Raw genomic sequence first — 13,393 nt, forward strand, 5'->3', positions numbered from 1 at the left:
GACAAACCGGCCGATATCTGCCAACGTCAGATCACCCGCTCACGAAGCCAAGCCGATCCAAGGTCGATCAAGCTCACAATTACAATCACCATCAGCAGCACCGCTGAGGTTTGCGCATAGTTGAACGAGCGAATCGCCTCATACAACACCACGCCGATACCGCCCGCCCCCACCATACCGACCACCATCGCCGAGCGCACGTTCGACTCGAACCGGTACAACGCGAACGATATCCACAGCGGCATGACCTGCGGCAGCACGCCGTAGAGCACTTCGTCGAAACTGCTTGCGCCCGTTGCGCGCACGCCTTCCGCAGGCCGCGGATCGATTGCCTCGACCGCTTCGGCGAACAGCTTGGCAAGCACGCCCGTGGTATGCACCCAAAGCGCAAGCACGCCCGCGAACGGCCCGAGCCCCACCGCGACGATGAACAACATCGCGAAGACCATCTCGTTGATCGCGCGGCAGGCGTCCATCACCCGCCGCACCGGCTGCGCGACCCACATCGGTGCGATGTTATACGCCGACAGCAGCCCGCATGGCACCGCGAACACGAGCGCGAGCGCCGTGCCCCACACCGCCACGGCAAGCGTGACGATCATCTCGTGGACGTATGTGCGCCAGTCGGAGAAATCCGGCGGGAAGAAGTCCTTGCCGAACTGCACCATGTTGCCGGGATCGGCGAAGAGATCGAGTGGACGCATGTCGGCGCTGCGCCACGACAGCCCAAGCACGGCCACCACCGCAACCCAGCCGAACACCGACAACCAGCTTCGCTTGGGCTCGTGCAGCTCGGGTCTCATAGGCAGCGGACGCGTCTTTGGACCGTCGAGGGGATAAGCGTCGACAGGATGCTTCACTTCGCCGCGACCTTGTTCAGTTGCGACAGTTTCTGATCGAGTGCGGCGAGTTGCACTTTCTTATCCTCGTCGGACATATGCTCATCGTTCTGGACTTGCTGCTTCTTCTGGAACAAGGCCATTTGACGGATCGGCACGAGTTGCGCATCGGAGGAATCCTCAAAGCCCGACATGCCCGTGATCCCCGCCATGATCGCCTGCTCGCGCGGATCGCTCTGCGCGTAGTGATCGAAGAAGTTGCGCAGCTTGTCCTTCGTCGCCTGCGGCAGGTCGCGACGCCATACCATCGGGTCCGACGGAATCAGCGGCGACTTCCACAACACGCGCACTTTCTCAAGCAACTCGGGATGCGTCTGGCGCAACGTCTCCACCATGTCGGTGTTATTGGTCGCCACGTCGACACGGTTGTTCACGACAGCCAGCATGTTCGCTTCATGGCTCGACGGCAATACGCTCTTGAAGTCGCTGCGCACCGAGATGCCGTTCTTAGCAAACAGGTAGTACGACGGCACCAGTGTGCCCGAGGTCGAGTTCGGATCGCCGAAACCGAGGTTGATATCGTGGGTGTTTTTCAGCACCTGATCGACAGTCTTCCACTTGCTGTTCACGTTCGTGATCAGCAGCGAGTAATAGCCCGCTTCACCGCTCTTGTACTTCACCTTCGCGAACACTTCGCCATTGCCGCGGTCGACCGCTTCGATGGCGGAGGCATTGCCGAAATAGCCGATCTGCACCTTGTTAAAACGCATGCCTTCGATAATGCCGGCATAGTCGGTCGCGAAGAACGGCTTGACGTCGAGGCCGGTCTGCTTGTTCAGGTCGTCGATCAGCGGCTGCCAGCGCTGCTTGAGCGCGGACGAGTTGTCGGTCGAGATGATGCCGAAGTTAAGCGTTTCGGCGCGCACTACCTGCGTGACGAAGCAGGCAGCAAGGGCCGCACCGGCCAGAAGAAGACGGGCTGATTTCATCGAATAAGTCCAGGTTTGGGGTGATCAAAAAGGGTGATCAAAAATAGAATGAAGGCGCCGGACCCGTGACTTCAGGAACTGGCGGCTGACGCGAACGCGGCAGACCGTGCCGAGGCGCCTTCGGGGCGTACCGCCGCCCTGTCTGCGACGCGCTCGGCTTGCTTCGCCACGTCGCGCTGGGCGCTCTCTGCGTCCGTCAGCAGCTCTTCGGCCGCGGCGCCATAAAGGTCACGCAGAAGAGATGGCGTGAGTTGGGCGGACGGTCCGTCGTAGACCACGCGCCCCTCGCGCAGCGCGACCGTTCGCGCGCAATATTTCATCGCCACATCGATCTGATGCAGGGACACCACCACAGTCAAGCCATGGTCCTCGTTGAGCGACTGGAGCAGCTCCATGACACGCCGCGACGACTCGGGATCGAGCGATGCGATGGGCTCGTCGGCGAGGACGATACGTGCTCGCTGCACGAGCGCGCGCGCCAATGCTGCGCGCTGTTGCTGGCCGCCGGACAGCGTGCTTGCGCGCTCGTTGACGTGATCGCCAATTCCCATGGCACAGAGCGACACCATCGCAAGTTCATGCTCGGCACGCGGAAACCGGCCGATAAGACGCCGCCACAACGGCACCCGCGACAACGCGCCAAGCAGCACATTGGTGCGCACAGTGAGACGCCCGACGAGATTGAACTGCTGAAAAACAAACGCAACGTCGCGGCGGATTCGACGAACCTCGTGTGCGATCTTGCCGTTTTGCTGGATGGGCCGGCCGAGCAGCGTGATATGCGACGGCGCAAGGTCGGATGCCGTAAAGCCGGCAATGTGCCGCAAAAGCGTGGACTTCCCCGAACCCGATGCACCGATCAGCGCCACCATTTCTCCTTCACCGACTTTCAGGTCGATGGAGTCGAGCGCCTTTCGGCCGTTATTGAACGTCTTGCAGAGACGTTCAATGCGAATTGCGTCCATGGTGTCCTCACGATCGAGTTCAAAGCGTTGCCGCGTCGGACGGATTCTAGGAATGCAACATGACGTTGCGGTGACGCTTGCAAGACGTCTAGATGAATACACGAATTGGCCATGTCCGAAGCGGCCGTGCCGCTGCAGTGAATCGCATGATCGCGCTGGCGCTGCTGAACCGGTGATGCAATGAAACGACGCTAGACGCGCGTTACTCCAGTTGCCCGAAACAAAACAGTATTGAGCGCGCTAACCTTGCTGGCGGGATGAGAATCATGTGTCAAGGCGCGACCTGCCAAAGCTTGCATATGAAGAAATAAGCTCCGGGTTAAATACGCGGCACACGACACGAGGCGTGGCGCAAAAGGCACGGTGAGCCGCTGTTGCATCTCATTCAACAATGACCATTGGCCGACGTTTTCCGATTCCAGTTTGGTGAACGTATTCCCTCAGGCGCAGATACCCGCCGGCCCACGCCCATAAACAGCGTGTTTATTGACAATTGCCTCAGCAGCGCCTGTCTGTCGAAAGCAAATTGAAATAAACTTTACGCCGCTCGTTCTGTCTGACGCAACAGATCGTTCCGTCTAACGTAAGAGATTTCAATTGATGTATCGAATCAGTGCACGATATATTTACGTGCGACAGCGACCTATCCGCTGGCACCCACCAACGCTTGAACAACGACCGAAGCGGGATGTATTCCTGGACGAAACAGCTCGGTCTAATAACCCGCTAACCGGCATGTCTTGTCTGAGCAAGACATGCCACCGATAGATGCAGGGGAACCGCATGACCTGGTCGCCGCTACCCGTTACCGAATGGATGCTGATTGTTCTCTGCTGCCTCTCATCCCTCTACATAACGGTCGCAGCACTCATGCGTCACGGTTCACGGCCCTGGTGGAGGATGGCGCACCCGGACGGACAGCGCCCGAAGCCCGTGAGCATCAGCGTGCTCAAGCCTTTATGCGGCCTGGAGCCGCGCCTCTACGCCAACCTCGAGACGTTCTGCCGGCAGACGCATCCGCAGTTTCAACTGCTCTTTGGCGTGTCGTCAGCAAGCGACCCGGCCGTCGGCGTCGTGAACCGGCTGCGCGAGGCGTATCCGGAGCTCGACATCACGCTCGTCGTCAACGACTCCGTGCACGGCGTCAACCTCAAGGTCAGCAACCTGATCAATCTCGCACAGCACGCGCGCCACGAGGTCATCGTGATCGCGGACAGCGACATTGCGGTCCCGCCGGATTATCTGCATACCGTCTCCGCCCCGCTGGCTTCGGGCCAGGTCGGCGTGGTCACGTGCCTCTACCGCGCCCGGCGGGTGGGAGACGTGTGGGCACGGCTCGGCGCGCTGTTCATCGACGAATGGTTCGTGCCTTCAGTGCATGTCGCGCGGGCGGTCGGCACGAGCCGTTTTGGTTTCGGTGCAACGCTCGCGCTGCGGCGCGAAACGCTCGATGCGATCGGCGGCTTTCATGAACTGAAGGATTGCGTCGCGGACGACTTCTGGCTGGCCGAATATGTACGCGAGCTGGGCTTGCGCACGCATGTGTCGGAACTCACCGTGACCACCGACGTAACCGAGCGCGACCTGCCCTCGCTCTGGTTACGCGAGACACGCTGGCTGCGCACCATCCGCTCGATCAATCCGCTCGGTTTCGCCTTTCTCTTCATCACCTTCACCACGCCATGGTTAATCGCGAGCTGGCTGCTGGGCCTCGGCTTCGACTGGAGCGGCGGCTCGATTGCCGACTCCACGGCCGACATGATCGTCGACCTGAGCACCTCGTTCGGCCTCAGTGCACGGCTGCTGCTGCACTGGAGAAACACGCGCGACTGGCGTTCATTCTGGCGCGACCTCCCGCTCATTCCGCTGCGCGACCTGCTGTTGTCCGCCGAATGGATCGCGGCGGCGTTCGGTTCGCACGTGATGTGGCGCGGGGCACGCATCCGGATCGTGCCGAGAGTCGTCGCGCCGGAGGTGAATTTGACCGACGTGTCGGACGACCGCTGAAACACCGCACCCGCCCGAGGGCGCAAGGTGAGTTGTGAAGAAAAATCAATGAAGCGGTACCATGCAAAAAGTTTCAGGAGCCCCACATGAAAACGCTGTTCTTGCAGGCCCCATCGTTCGATGGCTTCGACGGCGGCGCAGGTTCGCGCTACCAGGCGAAGCGCGAAATCCGCTCGTTCTGGTATCCGACCTGGCTCGCCCAGCCCGCTGCGCTGGTGCCGGACAGCCGCGTGCTCGATGCGCCGGCCGACGGTTTGTCCGTCGAGGGCACGCTCAAGATTGCCGAGGCTTACGAGCTGGTAATCATCCATACGAGCACCCCGTCGTTTCCAAGCGATGCATTGTTCGCCGAGAAGCTGAAGGAACACAAACCCTCGCTCCTGATCGGCATGGTGGGTGCCAAAGTCGCGGTCGATCCGCACAATTCGCTGGCGGCAAGCGATGCGATCGATTTCGTCTGCCGTGAAGAGTTCGATTTCACCTGCCTGGAAGTGTCCGAAGGCAAACCCTTCGCGCAGATCTTGGGCCTGAGCTACCGGCTGCCCGACGGTTCGATCGAGCATAACGAGGCGCGTCCCATTCTCGAGGACATGGATTCATTGCCCTTCGTCGCGCCGGTCTACAAGCGCGATCTCAAGATCGACAATTATTTTATCGGCTACCTGTCACACCCTTATGTGTCGATCTACACGGGCCGTGGCTGCCGCTCGCGCTGCACGTTCTGCCTGTGGCCCCAGACCGTGGGCGGTCATCGCTATCGCACCCGCTCGGTCGAGAACGTGCTGGAAGAAGTGAAGTGGATTCGCGACAACATGCCTGAAGTCAAGGAGATCATGTTCGACGACGACACCTTCACCGACTTCAAGCCGCGCGTGGAAGAGATTGCGCGCGGACTCGGCAAGCTCGGCGTCACATGGTCCTGCAACGCGAAGGCCAACGTGCCGTATGCGACGCTCAAGATCATGAAGGAGAACGGCTTGCGGCTGCTGCTGGTGGGCTATGAATCCGGCGACGACCAGATCCTGCTGAACATTAAAAAAGGGCTGCGCACGGACATGGCGCGGCGCTTTAGCGTTGACTGCCGGAAACTCGGCATCAAGGTTCACGGCACGTTCATTCTCGGGCTTCCCGGCGAAACACGTGAGACGATCGAAAATACCATTCGCTATGCGAAGGAAATCAATCCGCACACCATCCAGGTGTCGCTTGCTGCGCCCTACCCGGGCACCACGCTCTACAAGCAGGCCGTGGACAACGGCTGGCTCGAGGAGAACAAGGTCATCAATCTGGTGAGCGCGGAAGGCGTGCAGCTGGCCGCCATCGGTTATCCGCATTTGTCGCGTGAAGAGATCTATCACGGGCTCGAAAGGTTCTACAAGCAGTTCTATTTCCGGCCATCGAAGATCTGGGAAATCGTGCGCGAAATGCTCATGAGCTGGGAGATGATGAAACGGCGCTTGCGTGAAGGCGTCGAGTTCTTCCGCTTCCTGCGCACTCACGAAGCATGATCGCAACGCCTGCGGCGGCTCGACCGGCACGGCGTGCATTGATTGTCACCGCGGACGATTTCGGCCTGCACACGCGTGTGAACGAGGCGGTGGAGCACGCTCACCAGAGTGGCGTGCTGACGGCGGCCAGCCTGATGGTCGCAGGGGATGCCGCCGCGGATGCCGTCGAGCGCGCACGACGCCTGCCCACGTTGCGTGTGGGGTTACATGTCGTCCTGGCAGATGGCCGGGCAATGTCGCCGCGTAGCGAGATTCCACAACTCGTGGATGCCCAGGGCCGTTTCGGCGACACCATGGTGCGCGACGGAATTCGCTTTTTCTTTCTTCCGCGCGTCCGTGCGCAGCTCGCCCGTGAGATTCGCGCGCAGTTCGAGGCGTTCGCCGCGACCGGGCTCACGCTCGATCATGTCAATACCCACAAGCATTTCCATCTTCATCCAACGGTGTTGTCGCTCTTGCTCGAGATTGGCAGCGAGTACGGCATGCGGAGCATGCGCCTGCCGTACGAGGCTGGCGGATCGCTGGCGCTGCGCCCCTGGATCGCGCTCGTGCGGGCCCGGCTGGACCGGCGCCACATTGCGCATAATGATCACGTAGCGGGTATTGCAGGGAGCGGACGGATGGACGAAGCGGCCTTCATCAAGGCGCTCGCCACCCTCCCCGCTGGCGTGAACGAGATCTACTGCCACCCGGCGGCGCCGGGCAACGGTCCAATCACGCCTTCTATGGCCGGCTACGTGCACGCCGACGAGCTCGCGGCGCTGGTCTCACCGCGCGTTGCTGCTGCGATGAACGCCACCGGTATCCCGCGCGGCGGCTTCAGCGATATCTTCCCGACTCCCGCCTCGCCCGGCGAACCGGCGTTGCGCACCCTATGACCGCAGTGCTGCGCTGGCTTGCATGGGCGCGCTGGCCGCTCGCCGTCGGCATTCTGGGCGCGTTCGCCATGCATGAGGGTTTCGCCGATGTTCTGCGTGGTATTCCGCAAGCCGGTGTCGCCATGCTCTGGCTCGTCCCGTTTCACGCGCTGCCCTTGTTACTCGACGCATGTGGATGGCGTCTACTCCTCGGCCGCCTCGCGCCGCTGCGCGTGCTGTGGTGGATAGCAGCCGTGCGCGAGTCGGTCAGCCGCCTGCTGCCGGCGGCGGGCGTGGGCGGCGAACTGGTCGGGATACGGCTTGCCAACTGGTATATCACCGACATCAATCGGGTCAGTGCATCGGTCATTGTCGAAGTGCTGGTGACCATAGTCGTGCAATACGCGTTCTCGGCACTCGGCCTCTTATTGCTGGTCGCGACCACCCAGGCATTCGCAGGAGTCCGGCTGATCGGTCTTGCGCTGCTGCTGTCGTTACCGATTCCCATTGTGTTTTTTATTCTTGTCCGGCGTGGCGGGTTGTTTCAGGCGCTCGAAAAGCACGCGGCCCGCTGGCTCGGGTCGTCGCACCGGTTGCTATCGAAGCTGGATGGCGCGCAGCTCGACCGGGAAATAGATACGCTGATGCGGCGCCCCGGTTTGCTGGCCTGCGCGTTCGCGTGGCAGCTCGCCGGTTATATGCTCGGCGCGCTCGAGGTGTATTGGGCGCTCGCCTTCTTCGGCCACCCTGTATCGATTGCCAGCGCCCTTGCTGTCGAAGCGCTTACGCAAGCTGTCCGGCACGCGGCGTTCTTCATGCCGGCCGGGCTAGGTGTGCAGGAAGCCGCGATCATGGTGCTTGCGCACATGGCCGGCGTAGACAGGGAAGCGGGTATCGCGCTCGCCCTCGTGAAGCGAATGCGCGAAGTGCTGTTTGGCTGCATCGCGCTCGCCGGATGGCAACTGGCCGAAGTGCGCCGCAACGCCCGCTCCCGGTTGACCTGAGCCCTGACCTTGCGCGCTTGGGCGGGTCTTATCCAGGAGACCGCGTGGCGTGAATGCAGCACGTGGAGCCATGTCACTGAACTGCGGCCACGGCACTGCGCGACGGAGTTGTGCGACGCACAACTCAATAGCCCGATCATGGCATTCCTATTGGCTGCTCAAAACCATCCCGGACGAAAAAGACCAGCTCATGTTTTTTGGCATTCGTGCCGTTAAAGATGCCATCGTACTGATGGCATCGAGTTCAGCTTTTGCCCCTTTATTCGCACCCAAATAGTCTGCAATGCCGGACACCCGCGGCACGGCTGCGACACCGCTAATTGGTCTGTGGATTCCTGCGCAAAAGTGGACCATGATTGCCGGAATTCAGCGTGAATAGGGCCTTTACCCATTCTGCGTGTTGCTCCGGCATTCGAAGCGCGTGTGGGCTTATTCCGTCAGTCGGCGAACTTGAATAAACATTTCCTTGAGCCGGATCGCGCAAGGTAAGACAATCCGTTTCATCCGACGATAACCGGACCATGTGATTCTAATAACTGCGGTAGTTCTAACAACTCGGCCCGGCGCAGCCGACAGCCTCAAAGGTCAATGAGGCTGCTAAAACTTACCCGAGAACATGCTCACATCCCTGCTTCCGCCAACGATCACACCCGCGCTTCGTCTCTGTTTTCACCGCCGTTCGATGGAGCAGCAACGGCCGCTGTCGACGGTCACGATGGCTTTTACCGTGGTGGCATTCCTGATCTTCGTCATGGCGCGCTCGCATGTGACGGGCATGGACCTGCCGCTCTGGCCACGCCTGCTATGCGCGCTGGCAATGCTGCTGCTCGTCGCGGCCATTCCCAAAGCGCCCTCTACTTTCATATTCGGCCTGATCGGCGTGCTTTATATCGTCGTTCTGCAGATTGGGGTGGTAATCAACGTCGAAGGTGTCGAAAAACCGCTCTTCTGGATGTTGCCGGCCGGCATGGTCATTCCGATCTGCGCGGCGCCGCTCTGGCTGACGCCACGGCATTTCATTCTGGGAACCATTGCGTTCTACCTCGCCGGGCTGCCCTTTGTCCTGTCGGTGCCCTTCACTCACGACGACTACGTTTTATGCGCCATGTGGGTGGCCATCGGCATCCCGACGGCGACCACGTTCCATTTCGGCTTCTACTGGTTCCGGCTCAGCCACTTCATGCTGGAAGAAAAACTATTGGCGCTCGCCGGGACCGATCCCTTGACCAAGCTCCTGAACCGGCGCGCTTTTCTCGAGCAGGCGGAACGGGTGCTGGGCGAGACGCAAGCGGAAGGCGAAGTCGTCAGCGCGATCTTCCTGGACATCGATCGCTTCAAGTCCCTGAATGATCAGTACGGCCACGCGCGTGGCGACGACGCGCTGATGGAAGTCACGCAGGTCCTGAACGACGCCGTGCCGCCCGGCGGGGTGATCGGACGGCTTGGAGGCGAGGAGTTCGCGGTCCTGATCAAGACGCCCGGGCCGCAACGCGCGGCCGAGCTTGCCGACACGCTGCGCATACTCGTCGCGGCGATCCTGCGGCCTGACGGTTTTCTCACCGCCAGCTTCGGCCTGGCCCATCGCCGGTCGAACGAGAGCGCCATCGAGTTGCTGGACCGCGCGGATGAAGCGCTGTTGCGCGCGAAACATGCGGGCCGTAACCGGGTGTTTGTCGAGCAGGCCAGGCGGGTCGAGCGCGTGCGCGCGACCGCTATCGATGAAGAAAGCGACACCCGGGTCGACGAAGAGCCCGTTGTTGCCACCCGCTGGGGCGCCTTCGATCTGTTCACCCACTACCAGCCGGTCTACAGTTTGTCGCATCAGAAGCAAGTGGGGTTCGAAGCCCTTCTGCGCGGGTTCGACCGGCATGGCACGCCGCTTCAGCCCGACTCCCTGTTCGCCCCGCAGTCGAATCCCGGCGTGACCGAACTGGATTCGCTGACGCATCATCTTCACCTCGCGAACGCTCGCAAGCGCCTGCCGCTGGACACCTGGCTGTTCCTGAACGTTGCGCCCTCCACGTTCATCCAGGCGGGTTATGAGCAGACGCTGGCGGCCATCGTGTCCGAGGCGGGACTCGATCCTGGCGGGGTCGTGCTCGAGATTCTCGAATCCGAAGGGGTGGACGTGGAGGAACTCGCGCTGGCCGCGTGGCGGTATCGCGGCTGCGGCTTCCTGATTGCAGTCGACGACTTCGGTGCAGGCCACTCCAACCTCGACCGCCTGCTGCGTATTCAGCCCGACTTCGTCAAGCTCGATGGCGAGTTGATCCGCGCCAAGAGCCGCGCCTCCGATCAGCCGCTGCTCCCCACCATTGTTTCGCTGCTGCATCGGGCCGACATGCTGGTGGTGGTGGAAGGCATCGAGACGACCGAGGAGCTCATACTCGCGGTCGAATCCAACGTCGATTTCGCGCAGGGGTTTCTGCTTGGCAGACCGAGTGCCACGCTACCGTCGGCGGCGGCGGTCATGCGGCGGATCGACCATGCGTTCGATGTGATTGCCGAAGGCCGGACCGTGCGGACTGCACGTTTTGAAGCGCAGTTGGCGCCGTATCTCGCGATGCTGACCAGCGCGGCCACCGCGTTGTCGAACGGCGCGAATATCGAAGAGGCCATCGCGCCTATGGCGAAGCTGGAACTCTGCAAGCGCTGCTTCGTTCTCGATGAAACTGGGCGCATTGTGGGACCTGAAATTATTGGCCGTGCGGGACCGGGTGCGGACTTCCGGCTCGGCCCGTTAGCCGGCCCGCAGTCGGGGCGATGGGACCACCGGCCGTATTACTGGAAAGCGGTGGCGAGCATGGGAATGGCCGTGTTCTGCCAGCCGTATTTGTCGCTGACCAGCGGGCGGGCGTCGGTCGGGGTGACCATGGCCTTCACGCGCGACGACAAGGTGATGGTCGTTGGGAGTGAGTTGGACTGGACGTCGCCGCATCTGGCTTGGCCTACCGCCGAATAGGTTGGTGGACGGGGGCTGGGGGCGAAGCGTGTTCGTGTCAGGATTCGCGAGAAGGAGGGCTTCAAACATCGGTGAGTCTGGTGAGCACCGTGCTATCAGGTGCCAAAAACTCCGAGCCTGCACGCTAGGGACACTAACTAGCCGATTGTTGAGAGGCGTTTTCTTTGCTTCTGTTTCTTTTTCGCCGGTGGAAAAAGAAATGAAGTCCCGCCACGGACAGTGGCTAATAGTGATAAATAGAACAACTAACATAGAACAACCGCCAGACTGAGGAGCAGTAACCCGGCATCGACCCAGCCCCACGAGCGCAAGAACCCCAAATCCAAACCCCGAGCGCGAGCGAAAACCCCTTAGACAAAACTACCAACATCGTCTTTCAGACGAAACAGCGCCACCGCATCGTTCAACTGCCGGCTCTGCTCCTCCAGCGACACCGCCGCCGCCGATGCTTCTTCCACCAGCGCCGAGTTCTGCTGCGTCATCTCTTCCATTTGCGCTACGGTCAGATTGACCTGCTCTATACCGGCGCTCTGCTCCCCGGATGCCAGGCTGATCTCCGCCATGATCGCGCTCACGCGCCTCACGGCCTCCACCACCTCGACCATGGTCGAGCCTGCGTGAGCCACGAGCTGGCTGCCGTCCTTGACGCTCAGCGTAGAGTCGCCAATCAATTCCTTGATCTCTTTAGCCGCCGATGCCGAACGCTGCGCCAAGCTCCGCACTTCGCTCGCGACGACAGCGAAACCTCGTCCCTGCTCGCCCGCCCGCGCAGCTTCCACGGCCGCATTCAGCGCGAGGATATTGGTCTGGAACGCAATGCCTTCAATCACGCCGACAATGCCGACGATCCGGTCCGAGCTGCCGGAGATCGCGTCCATGGTCGCGACCACGCGGTTCACCACCTCCCCGCCGCGCAGTGCGATGTCGGACGCGCCGGCAGCGAGTTCGCTGGCGTTGCGCGCGTTGTCGGCGTTCTGCCTCACCGTGGCAGTCAACTGCTCCATGCTGGATGCGGCTTCCTGAAGCGACGCAGCCTGTTGCTCCGTACGCGCCGACAGATCCAGATTGCCGCCAGAGATGGCATGCGCGTCACGCACAATCGTCTCCGCACTCGAACGCACTTTATGCACAGTCTGCGCCAGCCCCTCCTGCATGCCCTTCAACGCGTTAAGCATATAGCCCATCTCGTTGTTGCTCTGGACCGTTACTGTGCTGGTCAGGTCGCCGGCCGAGATCCGGCCGAAATGATCGACGGCCTTGTCGATCGGCCGTACGATCGCCCGGGTCAAGATCCTCTGCGCAAAGAAGCCGATGACAAGCGCGGCGATCGCCGCCGCGCCGAGCGTCCAGAGCATGGCGGAAAAACGCGCATCGGTAGTGTCGAAGCGGGCTTTCTGGCGGTCGACCTGGAAGTTTTCCAGCGCGCTCAGCGCGCTTTGATAATCGGAGAACAGCGCGACCGGCGCCTCACGCTGGGTGGTGAGGAAGTCCACCAGATTGTCCTGATCGAGTTCCGTCAGCGCCTTCTGGAACACCTGGCCCAGCAGTTGGTCGCGCCGCGCCTGCATGGCGTCGATGAGCGCCTTCTCCGCCGGCACCGGCTCGTGAAGCTTCCGGAATGCCTCCAGCTCCTTGTTGCTCTCGTTAAGAAGAGCATGCTGCCGGGCAATTTCGCGCTGGGCCGGTTTGCCGGCGCTAATCAGTTGCTCTACTTCGCCAAAACCGCCGCGCAGCAAAAGCAAGCGCTCCGAGCTGGTTTTAAGGTGCAGCAGCGAAGCGGTGTCGTCGCGATACATCTCCCTGAGCGCAGAATTGCTGCCGTACAAGCCCAAGATGCCCACTGCGATGACCGCGATGAGCAGAATGGTATACAAGGCGATCGTCGCGACCAGGCCGCCGCGAATAGTCATGTGTTTGCGCATAAGGGCTAGTCCCCACTGCGTCGCGGTAGTCCGCGGCGCAACAGGTCTGTATCCTCCGGATATCTGGGGCGAACCGTGAAGGGAACCACTGGAATCAAGCGTCGATTACGTGGATTAACCAGATAACGGCAGCCGGCAATGCAAAGATTTATCGCAAGGCGACACGGATGTGGCGAATAGCGACATCAGGTGCGCGTTCGTGGTACGGGAGACGTGGCGGCGGAGGGGAGCCGCCAAGATCCCGTTCCCCCGGTGCTGGAAACCGTCCGCCTTCGATTCTCAGCGACTGCGGCCTGAACCCTCAAAATCACGGAATCGTTCGCCCTCAAGGCATTTTTTT

General features: G+C 61.2%; 9 protein-coding genes. 5 read left to right on the forward strand and 4 right to left on the reverse strand.

Annotated elements, in window-relative coordinates; all coding sequences use genetic code 11:
* Positions 1-26: 26 nt before the first annotated feature.
* The 3 genes from phnE to phnC form a co-directional block, all read right to left on the reverse strand.
* Positions 27-803, reverse strand: a complete 777-nt coding sequence (phnE, locus tag EOS_RS38490) for a phosphonate ABC transporter, permease protein PhnE (RefSeq protein WP_047897501.1) — start codon at positions 801-803, stop codon at positions 27-29.
* 53 nt (positions 804-856) lie between these two features.
* Entirely contained in the window at positions 857-1,828 is a 972-nt protein-coding gene (gene phnD, locus EOS_RS38495; RefSeq protein WP_047897473.1) for a phosphonate ABC transporter substrate-binding protein, read from the reverse strand.
* 71 nt (positions 1,829-1,899) lie between these two features.
* Positions 1,900-2,793, reverse strand: a complete 894-nt coding sequence (gene phnC, locus EOS_RS38500) for a phosphonate ABC transporter ATP-binding protein (RefSeq protein WP_047897474.1) — start codon at positions 2,791-2,793, stop codon at positions 1,900-1,902.
* 783 nt (positions 2,794-3,576) lie between these two features.
* On the opposite strand from phnC, the gene hpnI reads away from it, so the two are divergent.
* From hpnI to EOS_RS38525, 5 genes are all read left to right on the forward strand, one after another.
* A complete protein-coding gene (gene hpnI, locus EOS_RS38505) occupies positions 3,577-4,800 on the forward strand; it encodes a bacteriohopanetetrol glucosamine biosynthesis glycosyltransferase HpnI (protein WP_047897475.1) in 1,224 nt (407 codons plus the stop codon).
* An 86-nt stretch (positions 4,801-4,886) separates the two neighbouring features.
* Positions 4,887-6,308: a hopanoid biosynthesis associated radical SAM protein HpnJ gene (hpnJ, locus tag EOS_RS38510; protein ID WP_047897476.1), complete on the forward strand. Its 1,422-nt coding sequence runs from the start codon at positions 4,887-4,889 to the stop codon at positions 6,306-6,308.
* Positions 6,305-7,186, forward strand: a complete 882-nt coding sequence (hpnK, locus tag EOS_RS38515) for a hopanoid biosynthesis-associated protein HpnK (protein ID WP_047897477.1) — start codon at positions 6,305-6,307, stop codon at positions 7,184-7,186. Before hpnJ ends, hpnK begins: the two co-directional genes overlap by 4 nt.
* 5 nt (positions 7,187-7,191) lie before the next feature.
* Positions 7,192-8,169 (forward strand): lysylphosphatidylglycerol synthase domain-containing protein, encoded by a 978-nt coding sequence (locus EOS_RS38520; RefSeq protein WP_047897502.1) that lies wholly within the window; start codon positions 7,192-7,194, stop codon positions 8,167-8,169.
* Positions 8,170-8,785: 616 nt separating this feature from the next.
* Positions 8,786-11,131, forward strand: a complete 2,346-nt coding sequence (locus EOS_RS38525; RefSeq protein WP_047897478.1) for a bifunctional diguanylate cyclase/phosphodiesterase — start codon at positions 8,786-8,788, stop codon at positions 11,129-11,131.
* 350 nt (positions 11,132-11,481) lie between these two features.
* Here EOS_RS38525 and EOS_RS38530 read toward each other — a convergent pair whose 3' ends face one another.
* Positions 11,482-13,053, reverse strand: a complete 1,572-nt coding sequence (locus tag EOS_RS38530) for a methyl-accepting chemotaxis protein (protein ID WP_053064197.1) — start codon at positions 13,051-13,053, stop codon at positions 11,482-11,484.
* Positions 13,054-13,393 lie beyond the last annotated feature (340 nt).

Origin of the sequence: Caballeronia mineralivorans PML1(12) (assembly GCF_001028175.1) — a bacterium.
In the GTDB taxonomy this organism is placed as follows: domain Bacteria; phylum Pseudomonadota; class Gammaproteobacteria; order Burkholderiales; family Burkholderiaceae; genus Caballeronia; species Caballeronia mineralivorans.